21 protein-coding genes are annotated in these 24,975 nt (G+C 64.4%); 13 read left to right on the top strand and 8 right to left on the bottom strand.

What is annotated here, in order from left to right:
- Window positions 1-3: 3 nt before the first annotated feature.
- Entirely contained in the window at window positions 4-2,136 is a 2,133-nt protein-coding gene (gene flgK / locus AB8717_RS17320) for a flagellar hook-associated protein FlgK (RefSeq protein ID WP_443748563.1), read from the bottom strand.
- Between the two features lie 488 nt (window positions 2,137-2,624).
- Here flgK and AB8717_RS17315 point away from each other — a divergent pair, with 488 nt between their 5' ends.
- From AB8717_RS17315 to AB8717_RS17270, 10 genes are all read left to right on the top strand, one after another.
- On the top strand, window positions 2,625-4,349 hold the full coding sequence (locus AB8717_RS17315; protein WP_443748562.1) for a flagellar hook-length control protein FliK: 1,725 nt from the start codon (window positions 2,625-2,627) through the stop codon (window positions 4,347-4,349).
- 9 nt (window positions 4,350-4,358) lie between these two features.
- Entirely contained in the window at window positions 4,359-5,015 is a 657-nt protein-coding gene (locus AB8717_RS17310; protein WP_443748561.1) for a flagellar hook assembly protein FlgD, read from the top strand.
- A 53-nt stretch (window positions 5,016-5,068) separates the two neighbouring features.
- On the top strand, window positions 5,069-6,466 hold the full coding sequence (locus AB8717_RS17305) for a flagellar hook protein FlgE (RefSeq protein ID WP_443748560.1): 1,398 nt from the start codon (window positions 5,069-5,071) through the stop codon (window positions 6,464-6,466).
- 222 nt (window positions 6,467-6,688) lie between these two features.
- Window positions 6,689-6,970, top strand: coding sequence for a CtrA inhibitor SciP (gene sciP / locus AB8717_RS17300; protein ID WP_443748559.1), 282 nt, complete (start codon window positions 6,689-6,691; stop codon window positions 6,968-6,970).
- 486 nt (window positions 6,971-7,456) lie between these two features.
- The gene (gene fliF, locus AB8717_RS17295) at window positions 7,457-9,070 is read left to right on the top strand and encodes a flagellar basal-body MS-ring/collar protein FliF (RefSeq protein WP_443748558.1); all 1,614 of its coding nucleotides are present in this window, start codon (window positions 7,457-7,459) and stop codon (window positions 9,068-9,070) included.
- A gap of 2 nt (window positions 9,071-9,072) precedes the next feature.
- The gene (fliG, locus tag AB8717_RS17290) at window positions 9,073-10,098 is read left to right on the top strand and encodes a flagellar motor switch protein FliG (protein WP_443748557.1); all 1,026 of its coding nucleotides are present in this window, start codon (window positions 9,073-9,075) and stop codon (window positions 10,096-10,098) included.
- Window positions 10,099-10,377: 279 nt separating this feature from the next.
- A complete protein-coding gene (locus AB8717_RS17285) occupies window positions 10,378-11,022 on the top strand; it encodes a flagellar assembly protein FliH (protein ID WP_443748556.1) in 645 nt (214 codons plus the stop codon).
- Window positions 11,023-11,062: 40 nt separating this feature from the next.
- Complete coding sequence (gene fliN, locus AB8717_RS17280) at window positions 11,063-11,344, top strand: flagellar motor switch protein FliN (protein ID WP_443750916.1); 282 nt, start codon at window positions 11,063-11,065, stop codon at window positions 11,342-11,344.
- A complete protein-coding gene (gene flbD, locus AB8717_RS17275) occupies window positions 11,341-12,711 on the top strand; it encodes a sigma-54-dependent transcriptional regulator FlbD (RefSeq protein ID WP_443748555.1) in 1,371 nt (456 codons plus the stop codon). Before fliN ends, flbD begins: the two co-directional genes overlap by 4 nt.
- An 83-nt stretch (window positions 12,712-12,794) precedes the next feature.
- Window positions 12,795-13,511 carry a hypothetical protein gene (locus AB8717_RS17270; RefSeq protein ID WP_443748554.1) on the top strand — a complete coding sequence of 239 codons (717 nt, stop codon included), beginning with the start codon at window positions 12,795-12,797 and terminating at the stop codon, window positions 13,509-13,511.
- Window positions 13,512-13,617: 106 nt separating this feature from the next.
- Here the strand turns inward: AB8717_RS17270 and AB8717_RS17265 are convergent, their stop codons facing one another.
- The 4 genes from AB8717_RS17265 to AB8717_RS17250 form a co-directional block, all read right to left on the bottom strand.
- Window positions 13,618-14,796 carry a Gfo/Idh/MocA family protein gene (locus AB8717_RS17265; RefSeq protein ID WP_443748553.1) on the bottom strand — a complete coding sequence of 393 codons (1,179 nt, stop codon included), beginning with the start codon at window positions 14,794-14,796 and terminating at the stop codon, window positions 13,618-13,620.
- A gap of 114 nt (window positions 14,797-14,910) precedes the next feature.
- Complete coding sequence (locus AB8717_RS17260; protein ID WP_443748552.1) at window positions 14,911-15,831, bottom strand: VOC family protein; 921 nt, start codon at window positions 15,829-15,831, stop codon at window positions 14,911-14,913.
- A gap of 83 nt (window positions 15,832-15,914) precedes the next feature.
- A complete protein-coding gene (locus tag AB8717_RS17255; RefSeq protein ID WP_443748551.1) occupies window positions 15,915-16,409 on the bottom strand; it encodes a hypothetical protein in 495 nt (164 codons plus the stop codon).
- 4 nt (window positions 16,410-16,413) lie between these two features.
- The gene (locus AB8717_RS17250; RefSeq protein ID WP_443748550.1) at window positions 16,414-17,547 is read right to left on the bottom strand and encodes an autotransporter outer membrane beta-barrel domain-containing protein; all 1,134 of its coding nucleotides are present in this window, start codon (window positions 17,545-17,547) and stop codon (window positions 16,414-16,416) included.
- A gap of 222 nt (window positions 17,548-17,769) precedes the next feature.
- On the opposite strand from AB8717_RS17250, the gene flhA reads away from it, so the two are divergent.
- Window positions 17,770-19,875 (top strand): flagellar biosynthesis protein FlhA, encoded by a 2,106-nt coding sequence (flhA, locus tag AB8717_RS17245; protein ID WP_443748549.1) that lies wholly within the window; start codon window positions 17,770-17,772, stop codon window positions 19,873-19,875.
- A gap of 126 nt (window positions 19,876-20,001) precedes the next feature.
- Window positions 20,002-20,553 (top strand): DUF4282 domain-containing protein, encoded by a 552-nt coding sequence (locus AB8717_RS17240; RefSeq protein ID WP_443748548.1) that lies wholly within the window; start codon window positions 20,002-20,004, stop codon window positions 20,551-20,553.
- Here the strand turns inward: AB8717_RS17240 and AB8717_RS17235 are convergent.
- The 3 genes from AB8717_RS17235 to fliI all read right to left on the bottom strand — a co-directional run bounded on the left by AB8717_RS17235 (window position 20,544) and on the right by fliI (window position 23,649).
- Entirely contained in the window at window positions 20,544-21,602 is a 1,059-nt protein-coding gene (locus AB8717_RS17235) for an endo-1,4-beta-xylanase (RefSeq protein WP_443748547.1), read from the bottom strand. The genes AB8717_RS17240 and AB8717_RS17235 overlap by 10 nt on opposite strands.
- A 247-nt stretch (window positions 21,603-21,849) precedes the next feature.
- On the bottom strand, window positions 21,850-22,284 hold the full coding sequence (locus tag AB8717_RS17230) for a flagellar export protein FliJ (protein ID WP_443748546.1): 435 nt from the start codon (window positions 22,282-22,284) through the stop codon (window positions 21,850-21,852).
- 33 nt (window positions 22,285-22,317) lie between these two features.
- The gene (gene fliI / locus AB8717_RS17225; RefSeq protein WP_443748545.1) at window positions 22,318-23,649 is read right to left on the bottom strand and encodes a flagellar protein export ATPase FliI; all 1,332 of its coding nucleotides are present in this window, start codon (window positions 23,647-23,649) and stop codon (window positions 22,318-22,320) included.
- A gap of 182 nt (window positions 23,650-23,831) precedes the next feature.
- Between fliI and AB8717_RS17220 the strand changes: the two genes are divergently transcribed.
- A complete protein-coding gene (locus AB8717_RS17220; RefSeq protein WP_443748544.1) occupies window positions 23,832-24,869 on the top strand; it encodes a superinfection immunity protein in 1,038 nt (345 codons plus the stop codon).
- Window positions 24,870-24,975 lie beyond the last annotated feature (106 nt).

Here is a 24,975-nt window from a genome sequence, read left to right as displayed (position 1 = left end):
CTCCTACACCATGTTCAGCAGGACATCGAACATGTCCTTGGCGGCCTGGATCAGGCGGCCCGAGGCCGAATAGGCCTGCTGGTACGTGGTGAGATTGACAAGTTCTTCGTCGAGATTGACGCCTTCGGTCGATGAGCGGCGATTGGTCGCTTCGGTCAGCAGGGCGTCAGAGCTCTGCTGGTCGGTCTTGGCGTTGGCGGCCAGGTTGCCGACCTGGCCCGCCAGGTCCGAGCCGTAGCGCGTCAGCGTGGTCGAGCCGCCACTGTTCAGCCCGGCGCGCGGAATGGTCACGCTCTTGCTGGCGATGTCCGACATGGCCTGGCCGCCCGAGCCGTCGCCCGCCACCAGGGCCGGCGTCGTGGTGTTGGTCAGGTTCAGCGTCGCCAGCGACAGGTTCGCCGGGTTGGCGTTGATGGCATTGCTGACGGCCAGGCCGCCCGCCACGTTGCCCGCCGAGCCGCCCAGGCTGAAGAACTGGCTGAACGACACGCCGTAGCCGTAGCGCGAGCTCGAGTCGGCGCTAACGCCGATGCTGTTGGCCGGCGAGCCGTAGCCGTTGAAGGTCAGGGCGCCGGTCGTCGAGTCGAGGTTGAACTGGCCGTAGCGGCCCAGACCCGTATTGGTGTCGTTCAGCGCCGTCAGCACCGAATTCATGTCGCCCGACGGAATCTGGACATTGACGGTCGACAAGGTGCCGCCGTTGGAATTCTTGACGGCGAAGCTGACCGAGTCGGGCGTGCTGCCGGTCGAGAAGCCCGAGGTCGAGCTGAGCGTCAGGCCGGTCGAGGTGTTGGTCGGCAGCTTGGACGAGACAAGGTCGTTAAGGCCGAAGGTCTGCGAAAAGCCCTGGCCGAAACGGCTGGACGGCGTGGTCGTGGAATCGGCGATGGCGACGCCGGTCGCGCCGCTGCCGGCGGTAAGCGACATGACGCCATTGTTAAAGCTCATGGTCGCGGCGCCGCCGAAGGCGCTGGTGATGTCGCTGGCGAAACTGGAGGTCGAGAAGGTGCCGGTCGAGGCGCCGTTGTCGAGCGACCAGGTGCCTGCGCTGAAATCGACCGCCATCTGATGGACGATATTGCCCGACGTGTCGACGGTCACCAGGTTGGTGGTGCCGGTCATGCCGTTCAGCATCTCATCCTGGGTGGCGCTGGTGTTCTTGCCGGTCAGGGTGGCGGGCGCCGGCACGGCCGAGGCAGCGTTATGCGCGGCGTTCAGTTGCTCGGTGAAGCTCGACATATACTGGTTGAGCTGGTCGTTGACGGCGACCGACTGCTTGTCGCGCACGTCGAGCAGTCCCTTGATCTCGCCCGAGGCCAGGTTGTCGGCCAGGTCGCGCTTTTCGCCGGCCGGCGTCGTGATGGTGATCGGGTTGAACACCGTGCTCGAATCGACCGAGGCGGTTGGCGTATAGGACAGGGTAGCGGCGCCGTCGCCGGCCAGCATCAGGCCCGAGCTGGTGCGCACGGTGATGCCGCCGTTGTCGTTCTGGCTGACCTTGATGTCCATCAGCTTGGACAGCTGGTCGAGATACTGCGTCTGCTGTGTCTGCGACCCCGTTACGTCCTGGCCCTGGATCTTGGCCGACGAGATGGTCGAGTTCAGCGTCGAAATGTTCTTCAGCAGGTCGTTCACCGACTTCAGGTCGGTATCGATGCGCGTGTCGGCGTCGGTGCGGACCTGCTGGATCTTCTCGGAGATGCGCTGGCCCTCGGCCAGGAAGCCGCTGAGATTGGAAATGACCTCCTGGCGGCCGGCGCTGGAATTCGGGCTTTCGGCGACGCTGGCCAGGGACGACATGGCGCTGTTCATCTGGTTGAACAGGTTGTTCGTGTCGGTGATGTCGCCGAACTGGGTCTGGATCTGGTCGACCAGGTCGTAGCTGGCCTGCGCCGCCGACGAAGCGGACTGCGCCTTGTACGTCGCCTGCTCAAGGAAGCGGTCGGCCGCCAGCGTGGTCGGGCCCGAGGTGACGCCGGCGCCCTGGCCGCCATAGACGACCGTCTGCTGGTTCGCCACCTTGCGGATGTAGCCAGGCGTGTTGACGTTGCTGATGTTGTCGGACGTGACCTTCAGCGCATTCTGTGCCGTGGACAGTCCCGACGTAGCGATGTTCATGATGCCGTTTATCGACATGATGGGCTCCCGTACGCGGCGCCTGCGCGGCTGGAATCCGGCAAAGCCTGCAGCACGCCCGGCAGGTTTTGCCGGGTGCCTTCAGGTTTGAAATACAAAAATGCCTTATATTTCATAATCTTGCCATTTTCCGTTCGCGGAAGCGATACTCTTGGCGATTAATATTTCAAGTCGCGTGCCAGAGCGCGGCGTGACTGTATGACTCGCGCGTGAGGGGATGGCGGATCACCGGCACGGCCGCCCGCCGGCGCAGCGCCTCCACCCGGCAAGTTTGTCCATGACGCCCCGCCAAGGCGGCAATTTTGACCGCCCGTTCACCATATTAAATTCAATAAATTCAATAAGATAAATTCTGGCCCGGGGTTTGCTACACGAAGGCTCCATTGGGTTCGCGCAAAGAAGTTGCGGATGAACGAGCTGCCTGAACACTCCGCCGAATGCGGGGCGGTGAGGGCTTGAACGATCCGACCGCCTTTTTTGTGAGTACCATGTCCCCCGACCAGGCCTTGCCTATGCCCCTGCCGATCTCGTCCGGCCGCGCCCCCCAGGGCGCCGGTGCGCCGAACGACGCGTCCGTGCCCCAGGGTCAGGCGGCACCGGCGGACACCGTTTCTGTCTTTGGCGCCCTGATGGCTGCGCTGACACCTCCGGCGGGTTCGGATACGCAAGGCGCCGGCGACACGACGGCCGATCCCGCGGCGCCCGCGCCCCAGACCGATACTTCGGCGGCCTTGCCGGCTCAGGCGCAGACCGTGCCGCCCGTCCTGCCGCAGCTTGTCCAGGACCTTCAGGCCGTCGCTACGGCCGATCCGGCGGCTGTGACGCCGGAAGCGGCCGACGCTGCGCCCCCGTCGCCTAAGACGGCAAAGACGTCCGGACAGGATATCGCGATGGACCTGACCGACGCGTCCGCGCCGGTGCCGGCCGATGCGCCCGTGTCCCAGGCGGCGGCGATCCAGGTCGTCCAGATCCAGGCCGTTACGGTCCAGCCGTCCGTTGCCACGCTGCCGGCCCCGCAAGCCGATACCCAGGCCGCTGCGATGCCGGCTCAGGTTCCCGCGTCAAGGACGCGCGTGTCGTCCCAGCCGGCCGACGCGGATCCGCAGGCCGACAAGGCTCGGGACGACGATGGCGCCGATGCCGGGGCCGACACGGCGGCCGTCCAGGCTGCTGTCCTTACTGCCGCGCAGGCCCAGCCGGCGGTTCAGCCCCAGTCGTCCGCGCAGTCTCCGGTACAGGCGCAAGCCCGGTCGGTCGCACCCGTCCTGCCGAAGGCGCCGGCAAAACCGCAAGCCCCGGTGGCGGGCTCCTCTCAACCCCTGCCGGCTTCGGTTCCTGTGCCCGCTTCGGCTACCGTGCCCGCTTCGGCTACCGGGATTGACGCCGCTCAAGGCGCCGCACCCGCCAAGACGCCGGCCAGGGCCGCTTCAGATGGCAGCGATGCGCAGGCTCCGGCTCAGGCCGCCGCGACGCCGGATACGTCCGCCGCCGTTGCCGCGCCCACCCCGATGGCCCCGAAAACGGATGCCCTGGGTGGCGCACTCAAGACGATGCGCAAGGCGTTGACCGACGACGCATCCGTGGCCGGCGGCGCGCCGGCATCGCGCCCCTCCGCGCCCAGCGGCTTTACCCTGCAGCAGCCCCAGGCGGAAGCGACGGGGTCCTATACGGCCACGGGCGCGCAGGCGGCCGGCATGACGGAAGGCGGTTCCAACCTGGCCCGCGCCACGGTCGAAAACCTTTCGGCGATGGCGGTTCAGATCAACCGCAAGCTCAGCGAAGGCAATACGAAGTTCGCCGTCGAGCTGCATCCGGCCGATCTCGGCAAGGTCGAGGTCACGCTCAACATCGCCCGCGACGGCACGACGACCGCGCATCTGAAATTCGATACGCCGGTCACCGCCGCGGCCTTCCAGGCGCACGAGGGCGACCTGCGCCACCAGCTGGCCCAGACCGGCCTGAACCTCGATTCCGGTTCGCTGACCTTTTCGTCGCGCGACGACGGCAATGGCGGCAGCTTCAGCCAGGCCTTTGCCCAGTCGCAGCAGCAGGACCAGCAGTCGCAGAGCCGCCAGTCCCAGGCCCGTGCCTTCCAGAACGCCGCGGCTGTCGCGGCCGATGCCGATACCTCCGCCGCCGCCTCCGTTGACGCAGGCCTTCTGGCCATGCGCGCGGGCGGCTCTTCCACCCTTGCCCTCAATCTCATCGTCTAGGATATCGTCATGACGAGTGTGACCAGCGCCACCTCCACAACCGCTACCGGCTCGACCAGCACCAGCGGCAACGGCATTACCGCCGATTACAGCACCTTCCTGAACCTGCTTACCGCGCAGATCCAGAACCAGGATCCGCTGTCGCCCATGGACACGACCCAGTGGACCCAGCAACTGGTGCAGTATTCCCAGGTCGAGCAGGCGCTCAAGACCAACGACTATCTGAAGACGATCGCGTCGAACTCGGGCGACACCATGTCGAACGCGGTATCCTATATCGGCAAGACGGTGCAGACCAGCGACGCCACCGCGACGCTCAAGAACGGCTCGGCCGACTGGAACTACAATACGGCCGACGATGCGGCCTCGGTCACGCTGAAGGTCACCGATTCCAAGGGCAACGTCCTCTACACCGAAACCAATTCGGACGTGAGTTCGGGTGATCACAGTTTCAGCTGGGACGGCAAGACCAGCGCCGGCAAGACCGAAACCAGCGGCGACTATACGCTGACGGTCACCGCCAAGGATTCCAACGGCAGCGCCGTGACCACCACCACGGGCGTCACCGGCACTGTCAATTCCGCTTCGACCGCCAGCGACGGCACGGTTCAGATCGACGTCAACGGCACCCTGGTCCCGCTCTCCAGCGTGACCAAGGTTTCCTGATCCCAAACATTCCTTTGTAATTTGCAAGACCCTCTCAGAAAAGGATTTGCACGATGAGTCTCAACAGTTCCATGCAGGTCGGCGTCAGCGCCATGAAGGCGACGTCGACGGCCCTGACCGGCATTTCGAACAACATCGCCAACATGAACACGACCGGTTACAAGGCGACTTCGACCAGCTTCTCGGACCTGATCAGCGGTAACGCCACCGGCACGATCAACGGCCAGGGCGTGGTGTCAAAGATCATCCAGAACGTGTCGTCCATGGGCGACCTGTCGACGACGACGTCGCAATATAACCTGGCGGTCAACGGCCAGGGCATGTTCGTGGTGTCGGACTCGTCCAACGCGCTGGCCACCAACAGCACGGTTCTTTATACCCGCGACGGTTCGTTCAGCACGGATACCAACGGCTACCTGCTGAATACGTCGGGCTATTATCTCGAAGGCTGGGTCGCCGATTCCGCCGGCAATATCAACCAGACCTCCAGCACCAACGGCCTGCAGGCGATCAACGTCAAGAATATCTCGAACACGGCGGCCGCTTCGACGACCGTAACGCTGAAGGGCAATCTCGATTCCGACACGGCGGTCTCGACCGCGGCCAGCACGCCGACCTACAGCGCCACCTCGGCGACGCAGTCGATGTCGGCCTATTCCGCCACGACGGGTGTCGGTACCCAGCCCGACACGACCATGACCATGACGATCTCGGACGGCCTGGGCGGCCAGCATACCGTCACCCTGTCGCTGCTCAAGAAGGGGCTGAACGCCACGACCGGCGAAACGGAATGGAACTATGAAGTGTCGTCGCCCGACGTAGTCGACGCCAACGGCACCGACCAGATTTCCTACGGCACCCTGTCCTTCACCTCGACGGGGTCCCTGGATACGGCGAACTCGACGACGGCCGGCGGCACCTTCAGCGACGCCCTGACCATCAATGCCTCGACGTCGGGCACGACGCCGCACTGGGGAACCTCGACATCCCTGCCGTCGCAGACCTTCGACCTGGGGATCACCTCCGGCAACAGCACCCTGACCTCGACCGCCGCCGACACCAGCTATACGGCCAAGGCCGACGGCACCGAGTTCGGCACCCTGACCAGCGTCACCGTCGGCAAGGACGGCGTCGTCACCGCCATCTACGACAACGGCGACACCAAGGCGATCGCCAAGGTTGCCCTGGCCACCTTCAACAATGCCAACGGCCTGATCGCCGTGTCGGGCAACACCTACAAGCAGAGCACGTCGTCCGGCAGCTATACGCTGGGCCAGCCGGGCTCGAACGGGGTGGGCACGCTGGAAAGCTCGACGCTCGAAAACTCGACGGTCGACCTCAGCGAAGAATTTACCCACCTGATCACGACGCAGCGCGCCTATTCGGCGGCGTCGAAGATCATCACCACCGCCGACCAGATGATGCAAGAGCTGTTAACCATCAAGCAATAACCGGCGAGTTAGAGATGGTGCGATGATATAAATAGTATTTCGCGCCATCATTTAAATTATTAATGCGCGTTAATCCGACAGTGGTGTTGCCTTCAGAGTCAATTGAAGTTTAACCAATCGTCAAAGTTGCGTTAGGGGTCTGTTTACTACGACCTTTAAGCGGATTTTAGACTGCATGGGTTATGATCGCTTCATTGGTGATGGTAATAAAGGCAAAATGCCATGTTGCAAGAACAACGCCGCGATAGTAAGGGCGAAAAGTACGTGATCGGTCCGACCGGTGCGAAATTGACATTGAACGACCTGCCGCCTCCGGGGACGGAGCGCTGGGTGATCCGCCGCAAGGCGGAAGTGGTCGCCGCCGTGCGCGGTGGACTGTTGACTTTCGACGAAGCGTGCGAACGCTATACGATCACGTCGGAAGAATTCATCAGCTGGCAGAAGGCGATCGAGAACCACGGCATGGCCGGCCTGCGCACCACGCGCATCCAACAGTATCGCTAAAATTCTTGCGCTCTGGGCGCGCACGCGCGCCCAGGCTCCGGAATTTCAGCTTTTTGTTTTTGCGTTCAGCTCGCTCGCGCTCGCTTGGCGCCACGCAGGCTGCGCGCCTCAGTGGCGCTAGGGATTTTTGCTTTGCGCTCAATTCGCTTCGCTCATCTGGCGCCGCGCGGGCTGCGCGCCTCAGTGGCGCTAGTCGCTTCGCTCCATGAGCGTTCTCTTCGGATGGCTATCACGCTCCGGAGAGCGAGGCCGTTTGGACATACCTTAACCGTCGGTTAAAAAACGCCGATATTTTAGAGGCTTGTCAGCGGTCATGAATCTGAAAATTCCGTTCACGTCCGTGTGAAAATTAAACCCGCGTTAACCCACCACTGGGAAATTACTGCCTAGTAGACGGCGAGGACCAACCTCGCCTTCGTTGTTGATGGGCGGACGAACGTGGGTTCATTCTTTTCGGGATTGCAGAAGTTCGGTCTCGGACGTCTCATGACCATCCTGGGTATCGCCGCCGGTCTGGCGGGTGTCCTGGCTGCGGTCTTCCTGCACCTCGGCGCCCAGCCCCAGGCCCTGCTGTTCTCCAACCTGGACCTCAAGGAAGCCGGGCAGATTACCCAGGCGCTCGACCAGGCCAATATAAAGTATGAATCGCGCGGCGACGGCTCGACCATAATGGTCAACCGCGACGAGGTGGCGAAGGCCCGTATGCTGCTGGCCGGCAAGGGCCTGCCGACGCAAGGCTCGGTCGGCTACGAAATCTTCGACAACGCCCCCGCGCTCGGCCAGACCGAATTCGTTCAGAATCTCAATAACCAGCGGGCGCTGGAAGGCGAACTGGCGCGAACCATAAGGTCGATACGCGGCATCGATTCGGCGCGCGTGCTGCTTGTCATGCCCAAGCGCGAACTGTTCCAGGACGAGGCCCAGCAGCCGACGGCCTCGGTCGTGCTCGGCATTTCCGGCAATGATCTCAACGGCGACCAGGTCCGCGCCATCCGCAACCTGGTGGCCTCGGCCGTGCCGAACCTGAAGCCCGAAAAGGTCACCGTGGTCGACAGCCGCAACCACCTGCTGGCCGCGGGCGATGAAACCGACGCCGCGCTCGGCGTGGGCGCCGCCCAGCACAAGAACGAGGTCGAGGAATCCCTGCGCAAGCGCGTCAAGGAAATCGTCGAAGGCGTGGTCGGCCCGGGGGCGGCCCGCGTCACCGTCACCGCCGATGTCGACCAGACCGCCACGACGCAGGAAAAGACGCTCTACGATCCGGACGGCCAGGTCGTCCGGTCGACCCAGACCTCGGAATCGAAGGACAAGTCGACCTCGCCCGACTCCAACGGCGTGACGACCGCTTCGGCCAATATCCCGAACGGCAACCCGTCGGCGCCGGGCGCCTCGGCTTCGGGCAACGAGTCGGGCACGACGACCGAAACGACCAATTACGAAATCTCGACGACCAAGACGACGACCGTCACCCAGCCGGGTGAAGTCAAGAAGCTGGCGGTGTCGGTCGCGGTCGACGATTCCGTCACCCCGTCCAAGGACGGCAAGGCGCCCGACACCTACGCCAAGCGCTCGGCCGACGACATGCAGAAAATCGATGCCCTGGTGAAGGCCGCCATCGGTTACGACCAGACGCGCGGCGACCAGGTCCAGGTCATCAATGTCCGCTTCAACCACAATGTCGGCGACACGGTCGGCGGCGTGGCGTCCAAGGCGCCGCTCATGGACTTCGACAAGAACGACATCATGCGCGGCGCCGAAATCGCCGTCCTGCTGGTCGTGGCGCTGCTCACCCTGTTCCTGGTCGCCCGTCCGCTGATGAAGTTCATCAATTCGGGTCCGACCACCTATGTCACACCCGGCAGCGTGCCGATGATGGCCGGCGCTGGCCCGGCGCCGGCCGTAGCGGGCATCCCTGGCAATGCCGCCATTTCGGCGCCGGCCACCGCCGTCGTGCCGATGCCTGAGCCGGATGGCCGCATCGACATCGCCCGCATCGAAGGCCAGGTCCGCGCCTCGTCGGTCAAGAAGGTTTCGGAATTCGTGGAACGCCACCCGGAAGAATCGCTGTCGATCCTCCGTGGCTGGCTGCATGACAGTTAGGGATGTCTGTGCGTAAGAATATCATCGATGATCCCAAGCGACTGACCGGCACCGAAAAGGCGGCCGTGGTCCTGCTTGCGCTCGGCGAAGACCACATGCAGCTGTGGCAGTCCATGGACGAAGAGGAGATCAAGGAAATCTCCCAGGCCATGTCGTCGCTCGGGACGGTCAGCTCGAACGTGGTCGAAGAACTTCTCGTCGAATTCGTTTCCGGCATGTCGTCGTCGGGCACGATCATGGGCTCGTTCGAACAGACCCAACGCCTGCTCGGCTCCTTCCTTCCGCCCGAGAAGGTCGAGTCGCTGATGGAAGAAATCCGTGGTCCGGCCGGCCGGACCATGTGGGACAAGCTGGGCAACGTCAACGAAGGCGTCCTGGCCAACTACCTGAAGAACGAATACCCGCAGACCGTCGCCGTCGTCCTGTCCAAGATCAAGTCCGACCACGCCGCCCGCGTCCTCGCATCCTTGCCCGAAGACTTCGCGCTCGAATGCGTCCAGCGCATGCTGCGCATGGAGCCGGTCCAGCGCGAAATCCTCGACAAGATCGAACAGACCCTGCGCGTCGAATTCATGTCGAACCTGGCGCGCACGTCCAAGCGCGACAGTCACGAGCTGATGGCCGAAATCTTCAACAATTTCGATCGCCAGACCGAAAGCCGTTTTGTCGCCGCCCTGGAAGAACGCAACCGCGAATCCGCCGAACGCATCCGCGCCTTGATGTTCGTCTTCGAAGACCTGTCGAAGCTCGATCCCGGCGGCGTCCAGACCCTGTTGCGCGCCGTCGAAAAGGACCAGCTGGCCCTGGCGCTCAAGGGCGCATCGGACGCCCTGCGCGACATGTTCATGTCCAACATGTCCGAACGGGCCGCCAAGATCATGCGCGACGACATGGAATCGATGGGCCCCGTCCGCCTCAAGGACGTCGATACCGCCCAGATGGCCATGGTCCAGATCGCCAAGGACCTCGCCGCCAAGGGCGAAATCATGCTTGCCGGCCAGGGAGGCGATGATGAGCTTATTTATTAAGGGTTTGCGTTCAATTCGCTTCGCTCATTTGGCGCCACGCAGGCTGCGCGCCTCAACGGCGCTAGTCGCTTCGCTCCGGGAGTCACAAGTTGATAGCCTTCTCCCGCCCCGTTTACGGGGAGGGGGGACCGCGAAGCGGTGGGAGGGGGGAGTCCACGCGCTGCAGCAAGCCGTTCTGACGCTTCCCCCCTTCCGTCACCTCGCTGCGCTCGGCGCCACCTTCCCCGTAAACGGGGAAGGAGAAGTATGGACAGAGTCCCCGGTCGCGGAGGCCTTCGCATGACCCAGCACCAGAAATTCGATTTCGGCACGGTCTTCGGCGACGCGGGTAACGTCGTCGCCCAGCCCAAGCGCGAAAAGAAGTTCTTCACCCCCGAAGAGGTCGAAGCCATCCGCGCCGAAGCCTATGCCGAGGGCGAAAACTCGGCCATGGCACGCGCCCAGATGATGCAGGCCTCGGCCATCCAGGAACTGGCCAGCTTTTCGGCCGAAGGTCTCGGCAGCCTCAACGACGCCATCCATGCCCACAAGACGGCGGCGGTCAAGCTGGCCCTGGTCTGCGCCCAGCGCATCGCCGCAGAGGCGCTCGACCGCTTCCCCGAAGCGCCGGTCACCGCCACGCTGGAAGCGCTCGGCCAGGAAATCGAAAAGGCCACCCGCCTGGTGCTCCTGTGCAGCAATCCGGACGACGCGCTGAAAGGCGCCGCCCAGGACGCCGCCCACATGGCCGGCTTCCCCGGCGCCATCCAGTTCCGCGAAATGCCGCAAATGCCGAAGGGCGCGTTCGAGATCGTCTGGTCCGACGGCCGCGCCAGCTTCGACCCCGAACAGGTTTTCAATGCCCTCGACGCCGCGCTGAACGAAGCGCTCGACGCCGAGGCCTATCATCAATCGCGTGCAAATTCAGGTATGACCCATGGCTGATCTCGGTCTCGAAGACTTCGACGAGGGCGGCGGACCTCAGATGACGGACGACGACGGCGGCGACAAGGCCGCCGCCGACCTGGCCCCCGTTTTCGATGTTCCCGTCAATATCTCGGCGGTGCTGGGCAAATCCTACATGTCCGTGTCGCAGTTGCTGAAACTGGGCCAGGGCAGCGTCCTCGAACTCGACCGCAAGGTCGGCGAGGCCATCGATATCTATGTCAACAACCGCCTGGTGGCGCGGGGCGAAGTCGTCGTGGTCGACGATCGCCTGGGCGTAACCATGACGGAAATCATCAAGAGCGAGGATAGCGGCGCATGAGACTGCTGGTCGTAGGAAAACTGAGCGGACAGCTCTCGGTCGCGGTCAAAATGGCCATGGATTCGGGCGCCAAGGTCGCCCATGTCGATGGAATCGCCCAGGCGACCGACGCCCTGCGCAAGGGCCAGGGCGCCGACCTTCTGATGGTCGATTACGAGCTCGATATCAAAAGCCTGATCGAAACCAACGAGCGCGAGCACATCTCGGTGCCGGTGGTGGCGTGCGGCGTCAATCCGGACCCGCGCAAAGCCGCCCAGGCGATCACCGCCGGCGCGCGCGAATTCATCCCGCTGCCGCCCGACGCCGAGCTGATCGCCGCGGTGCTGTCGGCCGTGTCGGACGATGCAAGGCCCCTGATCACCAACGATCCGGCCATGCAGACCGTGCTCAAGCTGGCCGACCAGGTGGCAGGCTCCGATGCCTCGATCCTGATCACCGGCGAAAGCGGGGTCGGTAAGGAAGTCATGGCGCGCTACCTGCACGAAAAGTCGCGCCGGTCGCAAAAGCCCTTCATCTCGGTCAACTGCGCCGCCATCCCCGACAACCTGCTCGAATCCGAGCTGTTCGGCCACGAAAAGGGCGCCTTTACCGGCGCCATGGCGCGCCGCATCGGCAAGTTCGAAGAGGCCGATGGCGGCACCCTGCTGCTCGACGAAATCTCGGAAATGGATGCGCGCCTGCAAGCCAAGCTGCTTCGGGCGCTTCAGGAACGCGTCATCGACCGCGTCGGCGGCGCCAAGCCCGTGCCGGTCAATATCCGCGTGCTGGCGACGTCCAACCGCAACCTGGCCCAGGCCGTCAAGGAAGGCACCTTCCGCGAAGACCTGCTCTATCGTCTCAACGTCATCAACCTGGCCATCCCGCCCCTGCGCGACCGCCCGGCCGACATCGCGGCGCTGTCGGACTATTTCGCCAAGAAGTATTCCGAAGCCAACGCCATTCCGCTGAAGCCGATCAGCCTCGAAGCCAAGCGCCGCCTGCAGGCCCATCCGTGGCCCGGCAATGTGCGCGAGCTGGAAAACGCCATGCACCGTGCTGTCCTCTTGTCGGCCGGCGCGGAGATCGATGCCGACTCCATCCGCCTGCCGGACGGCCAGCCGCTCAATCCGGTGGCGCCGATCGGCATGGACTATGTCGGCCGCGTCAGCCTGGCCGCCGAAAGCGCTGCGCGCACCTTCGTCGGCTCGACGGTCGCCCAGGTCGAGCAAAAGCTGATCCTCGACACCCTGACGCACTGCCTGGGCAACCGGACGCATGCCGCCAATATCCTCGGCATCTCGATCCGCACCCTGCGCAACAAGCTCAAGGAATATTCCGATTCCGGCGTCGCCATCCCCGCGCCGCAGTCGGGCGCTGCGGTCGCCTGACGTTTCGGCGGGCACCTGTGTCCGCGCAGCACTTGCCAATTGAAGATCCCCCGGCATAGTTAACCTGGTCCGGGGGATTTTTCATGACATCCATATTCGCTCGCCTGTGTTTCGCCGCCGCCCTCGTCCTGGGCGGGTTCGGCCTGTCGTCCGCGCCGGTCCTGGCCGACACGGCGGCGGCCCACGGCACGGCGGCCGAATGGTCGGAGGCCGAGATCGCCGAGCTGAACGGTATCCTGCGCGACCTGCTGGTGCCGATGATGAATGAGCTCAACACGGCCATCTCCCTGTCGCAGTCCGACCAGCCTCATGCCTGTGAAGCCGTCAAGTCGGCGGCGGGCCGGGTCGAGGCCGTCAATGTCCGCCTGGCGGCCCTCTATGCGCAGCTGACCCGCGAAGGCAAGGACACCGGGCGCCTTACGGAGATCATGGGCAAGATGCAGGACCTGAAGACCAGGATGCCCGACCTGGTCCAGACCATCTGCAGCGGCCAGATGAACCAGGAGACCGATCCACAGGTCAAGGCGGTGCAGGACAAGGTCATGGGCCTGGTGCGGCGCTATTCAGCCGATATGACCGCAGCGACCAATGCCCAGGCGGCCGGCGACCGCGCCACGGCCTGCCTCAACCTCAAGGACGGCCTGGCGGCGCTCGACGAACTCGAGGCCTATATCAAGGCGCTGGCGAAGACCTACGGCACGACGCCGGCCGACGCCGCCCAGACGCAGAAAATGCTCGACCAGATCCATCAATGGCAGGCCCAGACGCGCTCGGTGGCTGAAGGCTGTCCCGCGGCCTAAAAAAATGGCGGCGTCCGGAAACGCCGCCACAAGCTGAGGAGGACTGTGCGCGGCCGGATGGCCGCACACACAGGACCCGCCCCCTGCGAGGCGGGATTACAAAAGCCTAGACCTTGACGCTGGCGCCGCCGGCGTCGGCCGAGCGGTACATGGCCTGGATCAGGCGGATGTCGCGCAGGCCCATTTCGCCCGGCGTGCGGTGCGGCGTATTGGTGCGCGCCGCCTCGGCGAAGCCGTCGACCTGGCCAGCGAACTGCGTGTACGGATTGCCGGCGTGCAACTCCATGATGCCGCTGCCGCCCTTCTGGATGGTCACGCGCTGCTCGTAATAGGTATTGGCCGGATCCATGATGATCGAGCCTTCGGAGCCGAAGATCTTCTGGCGGTTGCCGCCGAAATAGCAGTAGGACGACGAGCCCTGTGCGCTGATGCCCGACGGGAAGGTCATGCGCCAGTCGACGCCGCCTTCGACCTCCTTGAAGCGCACGTCGTCGCGCGGATAGGAATAGACGGCCGACACCGAGACGGGCTCTTCGTCCGTGCACATCAGCACGCCGTTCATCGCGTAGATGCCGATGTCGTACATCGATCCGCCGCCGCCGAGGCCTTTTTGCAGGCGCCAGACGTGCGGCGGCCAGTTGAGGTTGGCGTTGAAGCCGGCGTCGCCCGTCAGGTAGCGCAGCTTGCCGATTTCGCCGGCCTTGACGCGCTTGGCGGCGTCGACATTGTTCGGCTCGAAATGGACGCGGTAGGCGACGCCCAACTGGCGGTTTGCAGCCTTGGCGGCGGCGACCATGGCCTCGCATTCGGCGACCGTCGAAGCCATCGGCTTTTCGCACAGCACATGCTTGCCGGCCTTGAGCGCGCGGATGGTGAATTCGGCGTGCAGCCCCACGGGGAGGACGATATAGACGCAGTCGATCTCCCGGTCGGCGGCGATGCTGTCGAAGTTATTGTAATCGTAAAACTTCGTGACGCCGTAATGCGCGCCCAGATCCTTTGCCTTCTGCGGATTGCCCGAGACGAAGGCGGTGATCGTGCACTTGTCCGACGCCAGGATGCCCGGAATGACCTGGCCAAGCGCGAAGGTGCCCAAGCCGACAATAGCCCAGCGCGTGCGCTTGCCGGGTTCCTGGGGGATGTCGGGATTGCCGATCACCGGCTGGCCCTCGGCCTTGACGCCCGGCGCGCTCATCGCGGCGGGGGTAGCGGCTGCGGCGGCCATGGGGGCGGCCATGGTGGCGCCGGCGGCCATGAACAGATTGCGGCGGTTGATTCCTGTCATCGGTGTTTCCTTTGTCTGATCGTCCGCTCCCCCTAAAGGGGGAGTGGTTGGCGTCTGGCGCCGGATAGGGGTGGTGTTTTCACACTCTGGTTGGCCGTACGCTTGACGCGCCGGCTATCTCTCTGGGTCTTTTGCCGTAAAGGGTGAGCAGCAGGGCGTGCCTACCGCGTGGAATTCCATGATCTCGGCGCGGGTACCGTCGGGATCGTACAAATTGATCTGCCACTTGGCGTCGAGGCCGATCTTCGGGTGGCTGCCGTCGCCCTGGCCTTCGAGGCGCTTGCCGGTCCACAGTGTCGTGTAGGCGGCCTCGGCATTGGTGACACCCAGCGAAAAGTGGTTGAGCACGCCGGCCGTCTGCTGGCTCATGGCTGCGGGGATGCCTGACGTTTCCGGTCCCGCCACCAGCATGTATTCCAGCCAGTCCGACCCGTCGGGCACCTGCTGCGACACCCAGTCGGGCTTGTCTTCTTTAAACCCGCCGTACCAGTAGGGGCGCAGGCCCAGGACGGCGCGATAGAAGCCATCTTCCTTCGCGCGGTCGTGGACGATCATGCCGACGTGGATGATATGGCCCGAAAGCGCATTGACCGGCACGTCGGCCGGCTTGCCTTCGGTGAATTCGACGCGATTGCCCTCGGGATCCGTGACGACGAAGCTTTTCGATCCGTCCGCCCAGACCGACACCTTCGCCGGCACTGCCACATGCTGACCGGCCAGGTATTGCCGCATGGCCTCGGCATCGGCCGTGGCGAAGGCAATGTGGTCCAGCCTGGTCTTGCCGGCGTCGGCCGGCAGGGGCAGCACCTCGATGAACTGCGTCGGCGACACGTAGTACCGCGTACCGGCGGCGTTTTCCGGATCGGACCGTTTTGCGGCGCCCAGGTCATGGACATAGAAGGCGTCCGTCTTCGCCCTGTCGGCGGCGTAGACGGCGATATGCGACACTGCGGTAACCGGCGGCCTTGCAGGCGCGGCCATGACCGGACCGGTAAGAAGGGCCGTAAGCACCGTCAGTGCTGTAATCGATTTCAATTTCGTCTCCCCTGCGGCTGTTACCGCTATCGTTGGAACCACGTTATCACCGGTTTTTCCGAAAGGACAGGGGAAAATTGGCGCTATGGCGCGCTTGATGCGAAACACCGCCGCATGGCCGCGCAACGGTCGGCGCCGGGCGCATGGGCATGATCCGGCGGCACCCTGGCCACGAAGGCGCAAACGGCGTCCAGCCCGCCGGCATCGAGCCAGCCCTCGTCGCGGCCCTTCCGGACGCCGAAACAGTCGGCGGCCTCTTCGTCCGTCTGGCCGTTCAGGTGGCCGCATTCGTGGGCATAGACCCATTGCTGCGCCACCGCGGGCGCCCCGGCCAGGCGGTCGGGATTGAGCACGATAAAGTCGCCGATCGCCGCGCCGTAGTCGCGCAAACCGGCGTCCATCACGGTCCTGGCTGGCCCGCACTGCATGGCCCTGTCGCCCAGCATCAGCGCGCCCGGCGCGACGACCGGCCGCGAGACCATGGCGAAGCGGGCATAGAGTTCGGCGGACGGCGGCGTGCGCGCAACGGGCGCGCAGGCGCCGAGCAGGATCAGGCAGGAGAGGGCGGCCCGGCGCATCATCCTACATGGGATGCGACAGCGACAGCAGGATGCCCGTGTCGTTCAGTTCGGCATTGCTCTGGCTGTAGGCCTGGACCGACAATGACAGCTCTTTCGCATTGGTCATGGCGAAGCCGGTTTCGACGCCGCTCAGGTCACGACGCGACACGTAGTCGATCCGGCCATGCGTGTCGGTGGCGTCGACCGAGACGTGCGGCGACAGGTAGCGGTCGCTTGTCAGGCCGATATAGGGCGTCCAGCGCCAGGACTTGCCCGGCACGATGAATTGCAGGCTGGCCTCGCCGCCGCCCAGCCAGGACTGGGCGCGGCCCCGGCCGTAGACAGTGCCGCGATCGTCGGTAAATCCGGCGGACCGGCCTTCGAAATAGGCGAGGTGGCCGCTGAGGTCGAGGCTCATCGCGAAGCCGCGGAGCGCCGGATCGATCAGCGGGAAACGCCGCCCCGCCGTCACCATGGCGTTGAAGCCGCTGTTGCTGTAGCGGCCGAACGAGCCGGAGGCATTGTCGCCCAGGCTGCCGTGGCCGTGGATGAGGCTGGTCAGTCCGATCAGATAGGTTTCGCCGGTGCGCCAGGCCGCGGCGGCGCTGACGGTCAGGTCGCGCTCATTGGTCTCGCGCCGGTCGACGGCATAGACGGTGCGGCTGTCGGCCAGGTTGGCGAAACCGGCGACATAGAGGCTCTGGTCGCCCTCGAGGCCCAGCGCCGAACCGGCGTCGTAGATGTCCTGGAGCGCCGCGCCGTGGACCGAGGTGCGGCTTTCCGAGCCGGGAAACGACAACCCGTCGGTGACGATGGACCCGCCCTTGTCGCGCCAGGTGCGCGATACGAGATTGCCGCCGATGACATTGTCCGGGATCTGGCCGCTGGCAAAGCGGGCATTGCCGAAGCCGAGCACCGAGCCCGACCAGATGGCCATGCCTTGCAAGGCCTGGATATTGGCGGCGTGGGGACTGTTGAACAGGAAAGGTGGCAGGGGCGATCCGCCCGGCGGGCGCGCGCAGGCGATGGTGCCGGCGCCCTGCTGCGTCCCGCTATTGCCCTGACAGGCGACGGATTGCGCCTGCGCCGCCATGGGCATGGCGGCCAGCCAACCCAGTGCGGCCACCGCCGCCAGTCTTATGCCTCGCTCCGTCATCAAGTGATCCCTGCGGTTCCTTCGAATCGGAGCGGATTTTACGCTTCCGCCCCGGTCTTGTCAGATTTACCCCAAGCCAGGCCGCAGAATATTTCAGGTGCGCAACCGGAATGTGGCAGGGCGTTACAGCGATATCTTAACGCCTTGTTCACCATCGGCCGGGTAAATTCTGCCTAGTGCCCGAGTGGCTCTCTTTATCCCCGATTTCTGGAGTCTCCTTCGGTGGCTGACGCTGCGCCAACCGCCGGTAACGGCCCCGCTATTACCTTCTCCGACATCCAGGGTTGGTTGAAGCGCGGCGAAGTCGTGATGGCGCTTGGCGTCATCATGATCATCACCTTCCTGATCCTGCCGGTGCCGTCGATCCTGCTCGACGTCCTGCTGTCGATCTCGGTGATGTCGGCCATCCTGATCCTGATGACGGCGCTTTTGATCAAGCGCCCGCTCGAATTCTCGGCCTTCCCGACCGTGCTGCTGGTCACCACCATGTTCCGCCTGTCGCTGAACGTGGCCTCGACCCGCCTGATCCTTTCCCACGGCCAGGAAGGCGAAGCCGCCGCCGGTTCGACCATCAAGGCGTTCGGGCACCTGCTGATGCAGGGCAACTTCATCATCGGCATCGTGCTGTTCGCCATCTTCATCCTGATCAACTTCGTGGTCATCACGAAAGGTTCGGGCCGGATCGCCGAAGTCGCCGCGCGCTTCACCCTCGACTCGATGCCGGGCAAGCAGATGGCCATCGACGCCGATCTGTCGTCGGGCCTGATCGACCAGGAAGAGGCCAAGAAACGCCGCAAGGAAGTCGAGCAGGAATCGGGCTTCTTCGGCGCCATGGACGGTGCCTCGAAGTTCGTGCGCGGCGATGCCGTGGCGGGCCTGGTCATCACCGGCATCAATATCGTCGGCGGGATGCTGATCGGTATCTTCAGCCATCACCTGGCGCCCGGCGACGCGGCGTCGAAATATATCCAGCTGACCGTCGGTGACGGCCTGGTGACGCAGATCCCGGCGCTGATCATCTCGCTAGCCGCCGGCTTCCTGGTGTCGAAGGCGGGCGTCGACGGTTCGGCCGACAAGGCGCTGGTGCAGCAGCTGGCCACCAACCCGGTCGCGCTCGGCATGGTGTCGGCGGCCGCCGGCGTGCTGGGCCTGGTGCCGGGCATGCCGCTGATCCCCTTCGCCGGCATCGCCATCGGCGCCGGCATGCTGGCCTGGAAGAACGGTAACAAACCCAAGGGGCCGACGCCGCAAGAGCTGGCGGCCATGGATACGGCCGCACCCGTCGCGCCCGAGGACGAGCCGATCTCGGCGGCGCTGGCCATCGACGACGTCAAGATCGAGCTGGGCCTGGGCCTGCTCGGTCTTATCAACGACCTCGACGGCCGCAAGCTGACCGACCAGATCAAGGCGCTGCGCCGCACGCTGGCGCAGGAATACGGCTTCATCATGCCGTCCGTGCGCATCCTCGACAACATGCGCCTGGCCAACCAGGGCTATGCGGTGCGCATCAAGGAGATGGAAGCCGGCGCCGGCGAGGTCCGCATCGGCTCGCTGATGGCCATGGACCCGTCGGGCCGCCAGGTCGAGCTGCCGGGCGAGCACATGAAGGAACCGGCCTTCGGCCTGCCTGCCACCTGGATCGACCAGTCCCTGCGCGAGGAAGCGACCTTCCTCGGCTACACCATCGTCGATCCGGCGACCGTCATCACGACGCACCTGACCGAGATCCTCAAGGACAACATGTCGGACATCCTGTCCTACTCGGAAGTGACCAAGCTGCTGCGCGACATTCCGGCCGACGAGAAGAAGCTGGTCGACGACCTGATCCCGCAGGTCGTCTCGGCCGCCACCGTACAGCGCGTCCTGCAGTCGCTGCTCAAGGAACGCGTGTCGATCCGCGACCTGCCGGCCATCCTCGAAGCCCTGGGCGAGGCGGCCTCGCATACCAAGTCGATCACCCAGATGGTCGAGCACGTGCGCAGCCGTCTGGCGCGTCAGCTGTGCTGGCAGAACCGTTCGGAAGACGGAAGCCTGCCGATCGTCACCCTGTCGCACGAATGGGAAAGCGCCTTTGCCTCGTCGCTGGTCGGGCAGGGCGAGGATCGTCAGCTGACCATGGCGCCGTCGCAGTTGCAGGAATTCATCCGCGCCGTGCGCGACACCTTCGAGCGCGTCTCGATGTCGGGCGAGGTGGCGGTGCTGCTGACCAGCCCGATGATCCGTCCGTTCGTGCGCTCGATCATCGAACGCTTCCGCGCCAATACGGTGGTGATGAGCCAGAACGAAATCCACCCCAAGGTCCGCCTCAAGACCGTCGGGCAGGTGTAGGTTCGGCTTTCAAGCGGCTTCAGACTCTTGACATTTCCACAACAAAACGCCTTTTACTGCGTTGCGGCGAGATTTCGTCTATCTGGCGTATTTGTACCGGCGTAGCCCGACAGGTTAGGGACCTTCATGAACCGTATTATCCGGCAGGCGTTCGGCACCACCCGGCCCGGCGAAATCTATAATTCCCTGCTGACTTTCGACCGTCTGGTCACCAAGCCCATCGTGCATATCGTCTACTGGGCAGGCTTGTGCCTGTTCTTCCTGGGCGCGTGCATTATCGCGGGCGTGTCGATCGGCTCGGCCCTGCACGACAGCGACGCCATGGGCTGGCTTCTAGCCTTCGGGATGACGGTCGGCGGCTGGCTGCTGATCCTGATCGGCATGTTGGTGTGGCGCTCGGCCTGCGAATTCTACATGGCGGTCCTCAGCATCGCCGAGGACCTGCGGACGCTGCGCCAGTACCAGGAAAAGCTGGAAATGCCCCCGTCTTCTTCGCAGGACCGTACCGCGGCGTCGATCACCGCGCCCCAGCCGCAGGCCGCAGCCGAAACCTTCGCGCCCAAGATCGATCCGCTGAAGTTCGAGCCCCCCGCTGCCGATGGCGAACCGGCGCCTTCGCCCGAAACCGGCAATATCCTGGAAGACCCGTTCTTCCGTCCGCGTTTCCGTCAGGACTGAGTTGATTTCAGCGCGTCGGCAAAGGCGCGCGCCACAGGCTTCGGCCGGCCCATCCTGTCGAAGAGCAGCGGGTCGTCCGCGCCCTTGAACTCTTTGTCGCTGTTGAGCCACGAATCGCTGTCGCGTACGCCCCAGATGGTGATGCCGTAGCGCTGCGCTTCCGGCAGACGGTGATAGGCTTCGACGATCTCGTTGATGGCGCGGATCTGGCCTTCGCGCGGCTCGGCGCGGTTGCCGCCGGCTCTTGCGCCCGCGACCGAAATATCGATTTCCGAAACGTGGACCTTGAGCCCCAGCGAGGCAATGTCCTTTATCGCCGCCGTGATCAGGCCGGGCTCGATATCGGCCATCAAATGGGTCTGCGTGCCGACGCCGTGCAGGGGCGCGCCGTTTTTCAGCAGCGTCTCGCACATCCTCATGAAGGTGGCGCGCTTCTTCGGCTTGGTCTCAAGGAAATAGTCGTTGACCAGAAGCGTCGCGGACGGATCGGCCTCATGCGCCGCCGTCAGGGCCAGGCCGATATAGTCCTGGCCCAGCACCTGGCTCCACAGGCAGTCGCGCAAAGCCTCGCCTTCTTCCATGACGGGCTCGTTGACCACGTCCCAGCCGCGAATACGGCCTTTATAGCGCCCGACCACGTCCTGGATGTATTTGACGTAGGCATTGAGGAAGGCGTCCGGCTTATCCTTGAGCCTCTGGAAGATATCGCCGTCCTCGGCGTACCAGACCAGGGTATGGCCGTGGAAACCCATGCCATGCTTCTGGGCGAAGTCGACCATGGCGTCGGGGCGGTCGAACTGATAGCTGCCGTCGGCCTTGAGGATGTATTCCATCTTCATTTCCCACTCGGGCGTCAGGCGCGAGAAATGGGTGGCGACAAGACCGGCATATTGCGCGTCGTCGCTGAGCATCGGCGCGCGCACGGCGACGCCGATGGGGAAGCGGGCGCACGATTTCAGCGGAGGTACGGCGCCGTACGGTGCGGCGCAGGCAGCGGGCGCGATGGCTGCCGCCGTCAGGCCGGCCAGGACGGTGCGGCGATTTTTCATTCAATCCCCGAGTAAATTGTATCTCCCCGTCGCGTAGCGATGGGGAGGGTGAGCGCAGCCGAGGTATAGCCTCGGCAAGCGCAAGACGACTGAGCCGTAGGCGAAGGAGATGTGGTGGTGGGGTTTCTTGCTTACTTTTCAGGCACCGGCGGGCCAAGGAAAGTAAGAAACCCCACCACCACCCTTCGCTAACGCTACGGGCGGTCCCCCTCCCCATTCGTTCCGAACGGGGAGATGCAAGAAAGTGTTACGCCCGGCGCTGGGCCTTGGCGTTATTGGCGGTGATGCGCAGGGCCGCTTCGTCGAGCGCGGCGTCTTCGACGCGCTTCTGGGCGGCGATGCGCTTCAGCTGCGTGACTTCGGCGACGTGCTCGAACTTCTTCAGCTCTTCGAAGGCGACCGACAGCTGGTCGCGGATGCCGTCTTCCTCGTTGACGATCATGTCGAGGTCGGTGACGGCGGTGTCGCGGCGCAGCTTGAAGCCGTGCTTGTAGGCCGGCAGCATGTGGGCGATGGCGGCGTCGGCCGCGGCTTTCGCGCATTCCAGCTCGAACTCGGCGTCGAGCGTGGCGATCTTCATCTCGTAGTGAGTGCGGCGGGTGACCACTTCGGCCAGGCGCTTCTGCAGGGTTTCGACCTCATAGGTCGACAGGCGGATCAGCGACTTGGCCCACTTGGTCATGGTATTCTTCCTTTAACGGCTTATTCAAACACCTTAAGCCTGAGAAAGAATTTCCCCCAAAAGAGTAAAGGACTCGTCAAGAGGGGTGTACTCGTCCTTGCCCTGGCGAAGAAATTCCTCGACCGAAGGGTTAAGGATGATGGCGCGGTCGACATCGGGATCCGAGCCCTGGCGATAGGCGCCGATGCGGATCAGTTCTTCCATGTTGGAATAGGACGACAGCACCTTTCGCGCCTGGCGGACGATATCGCGCTCGGGGATGGTCTGGCAGTCGGGCATGGTCCGGCTGATGCTTTTGAGCACGTCGATCGCCGGGAAGCGGCCACGCTCGGCGATGTTCCGGCTCATCACGATGTGGCCATCAAGGATACCGCGCACGGCGTCGGCGATCGGCTCGTTATGATCGTCGCCGTCGACCAGCACGGTGAACAGGCCGGTGATCGGCCCGGTCTGCGTGCCGTCGGGCAGGACCGGACCCGGACCCGCGCGCTCCAGCAGCTTGGGCAGTTCGGCGAAGCAGGTGGGGGTATAGCCCTTGGTCGTCGGCGGTTCACCCGTCGCCAGGCCGATTTCGCGCTGGGCCATGGCGAAGCGCGTAACCGAATCCATCAGGCACAGAACCTCAAGCCCCTGGTCGCGCAGATATTCCGACAGGGCCAGCGTCATATAGGCGGCCTGGCGGCGCTTCAGCGCCGGCTCGTCCGAGGTGGCGACGACGACGATGGCGCGCCTCAGGCCTTCGGGGCCAAGCGTCTCTTCGACGAATTCGCGCACTTCGCGGCCGCGTTCGCCGATCAGGCCGACCACGACGGCGTCGCAGGTTGCTTCGCGCGCCAGCATGGACAGCAGGACCGACTTGCCGACGCCGGAGCCGGCGAAGACGCCCAGGCGCTGGCCGCGGCAACAGGTGGTGAAGACGTCCATGGCGCGCACGCCCAGGTTCAGGCGCTCGCCGACGCGCTGGCGGGTATGGGCCGACGGCGGCGCGGCCTTGAGCAGATAGCCTTCCGGCCCCTGCGGCAACGGGCCGAAGCCGTCGATCGGATCGCCGAAGCTGTCGACGATGCGTCCCAGCCACCCGGTGGTCGGATAGACCTTGGCGCCCTCCGACGAGACGCGGATTTCAGCGCCGGGGCTGACGCCTTCGACCGGGCCGAACGGCATCATCAAGGCGCGGTCCTCGCGAAAACCCACGACCTCGACCGGCAGGGGATCGTCGTGGCGGCGGATGATTTCGCAGCGCGCGCCGACCTGCATATAGCTGAGGCCGCCCTTGGCCTCGATCAGCAGGCCGTTGACGACAGCCACGCGGCCGAAGACGCGTACGGGCTCGATATTGCGGGCGATCTGAACGAGGTCTTGCATGCGAACGATTGTAGCGGAAACGGGGTTAACAAAGGTTAACGGTCACCCGTTGTTAATTTTGCTGTATTGCAGCAAAATCCGCATTGCCAACCGCATCAAGGCCTGTATATCTCGGGAAACTTAGCGGTTTGCGTTTGCAAAAAGCTTAGGTGTGGCCATCCGGAAAATGTGAGGAGCGAGTGATGCTCGTGTTTCTGATCATCCTGTTGTGCGCGAGTCTCTATGCCCTGCCGGGCCTGATCGCGACCGGGCGGCGCCATCCCGGGGCCTGGCGTATCTGGCTGGTCGATATTCTTCTGGGCTTTACGGTTCTCGGCTGGCTTTGGAGCCTGCGTGAAGCCTTGCGGCGAGAAGCCACCCAGTACCACAAGGTCTATTACAAGTATAACTATGCCTACGGGTACGGCGAAAAGGGAAGCCGGAAGCGCTTCGACCTGCGCCAACTGCCGATAACCGGCGACCTCGGCCTGGCCATCGCCGGCCTGGCCGTCGTCGCGATGTTCGGGACGCTGGGCTGGCAAAACATGTCGCCGGAGCCTGGCACCGCCATGGCGGCAGCGGCGGCCACAACCGCGCCGCAGGGCTGGACCTACAGTGAGGACAGCGACAGTAATGGCTCGGTGCGGGTGTCGACCCTGATGAGCGACGATGCCGAGGCCACCGGGAACCTTATCCCCGGCGCCCTGATCGTGCGCAGCGGCTCGGGCGGTCCGTCGGCGGCGCTCAGGATCGATGGCCAGTTCACCTGCAACGCAGCCGCCAACGGGACGATAACCGTCCAGTTCGACGCCGCCGACGCCGAGGCCCTGCCGTGCGCGCCGCGTCCAACCGACGACCCGTTACTGGCGACGGACGGCCAGGGCATGGTGTTCATCGCCAATCCCGAAACCTTCATCGCCCGCGCCAACCGGTCGCAAAAGGTCACGGTCTCGGCCGATGTGCTGGGGCAGGGGACGCGTGTCCTGCAATTCTCGCCGCAAGGGCTGAACATCGCCCAGGCGGGTCTGCCCGAGGAAGCCGCCGTGGCCGTAAGCATGGCAAAACCGGCTGCGGTCGTGGCGCCGGCGGAAGACGTTCCGGCCGTGACGTCGCGAAAGACGGGCCGGAGCACCAGCGCCGCCGATACAAGTCCGGCGCCGCGCCACCGGGCGCACCGCGATTCTCCCACGGTCGTGCATGCCGTTCATCCGGCGCCGCGTTACAAATCCTGGCACGAATAAGCCTTGCCAGGGAAGATATAGCGCTCCACACTCTCCGGGCTCAGGGGAGGGTTTCATGGCAGGTCCAGGTGCGGACATGGCGTTGCGGTCGAAAGTGAAGTCCTGA

The sequence above is a fragment of the Asticcacaulis solisilvae genome (assembly GCF_052327315.1).
GTDB classification, from domain to species: domain Bacteria; phylum Pseudomonadota; class Alphaproteobacteria; order Caulobacterales; family Caulobacteraceae; genus Asticcacaulis; species Asticcacaulis solisilvae_B.
This window is presented reverse-complemented; position numbering and strand designations above follow the sequence as displayed.

Coding starts and splice junctions, on each gene's coding strand:
- flgK (WP_443748563.1), bottom strand. CDS start 2,136: ATGTCGATAAACGGCATCATGAACATCGCTACGTCGGGACTGTCCACG.
- AB8717_RS17315 (WP_443748562.1), top strand. CDS start 2,625: ATGTCCCCCGACCAGGCCTTGCCTATGCCCCTGCCGATCTCGTCCGGC.
- AB8717_RS17310 (WP_443748561.1), top strand. CDS start 4,359: ATGACGAGTGTGACCAGCGCCACCTCCACAACCGCTACCGGCTCGACC.
- AB8717_RS17305 (WP_443748560.1), top strand. CDS start 5,069: ATGAGTCTCAACAGTTCCATGCAGGTCGGCGTCAGCGCCATGAAGGCG.
- sciP (WP_443748559.1), top strand. CDS start 6,689: ATGTTGCAAGAACAACGCCGCGATAGTAAGGGCGAAAAGTACGTGATC.
- fliF (WP_443748558.1), top strand. CDS start 7,457: ATGACCATCCTGGGTATCGCCGCCGGTCTGGCGGGTGTCCTGGCTGCG.
- fliG (WP_443748557.1), top strand. CDS start 9,073: ATGTCTGTGCGTAAGAATATCATCGATGATCCCAAGCGACTGACCGGC.
- AB8717_RS17285 (WP_443748556.1), top strand. CDS start 10,378: ATGACCCAGCACCAGAAATTCGATTTCGGCACGGTCTTCGGCGACGCG.
- fliN (WP_443750916.1), top strand. CDS start 11,063: ATGACGGACGACGACGGCGGCGACAAGGCCGCCGCCGACCTGGCCCCC.
- flbD (WP_443748555.1), top strand. CDS start 11,341: ATGAGACTGCTGGTCGTAGGAAAACTGAGCGGACAGCTCTCGGTCGCG.
- AB8717_RS17270 (WP_443748554.1), top strand. CDS start 12,795: ATGACATCCATATTCGCTCGCCTGTGTTTCGCCGCCGCCCTCGTCCTG.
- AB8717_RS17265 (WP_443748553.1), bottom strand. CDS start 14,796: ATGACAGGAATCAACCGCCGCAATCTGTTCATGGCCGCCGGCGCCACC.
- AB8717_RS17255 (WP_443748551.1), bottom strand. CDS start 16,409: ATGCGCCGGGCCGCCCTCTCCTGCCTGATCCTGCTCGGCGCCTGCGCG.
- AB8717_RS17250 (WP_443748550.1), bottom strand. CDS start 17,547: ATGACGGAGCGAGGCATAAGACTGGCGGCGGTGGCCGCACTGGGTTGG.
- AB8717_RS17240 (WP_443748548.1), top strand. CDS start 20,002: ATGAACCGTATTATCCGGCAGGCGTTCGGCACCACCCGGCCCGGCGAA.
- AB8717_RS17235 (WP_443748547.1), bottom strand. CDS start 21,602: ATGAAAAATCGCCGCACCGTCCTGGCCGGCCTGACGGCGGCAGCCATC.
- AB8717_RS17230 (WP_443748546.1), bottom strand. CDS start 22,284: ATGACCAAGTGGGCCAAGTCGCTGATCCGCCTGTCGACCTATGAGGTC.
- fliI (WP_443748545.1), bottom strand. CDS start 23,649: ATGCAAGACCTCGTTCAGATCGCCCGCAATATCGAGCCCGTACGCGTC.
- AB8717_RS17220 (WP_443748544.1), top strand. CDS start 23,832: ATGCTCGTGTTTCTGATCATCCTGTTGTGCGCGAGTCTCTATGCCCTG.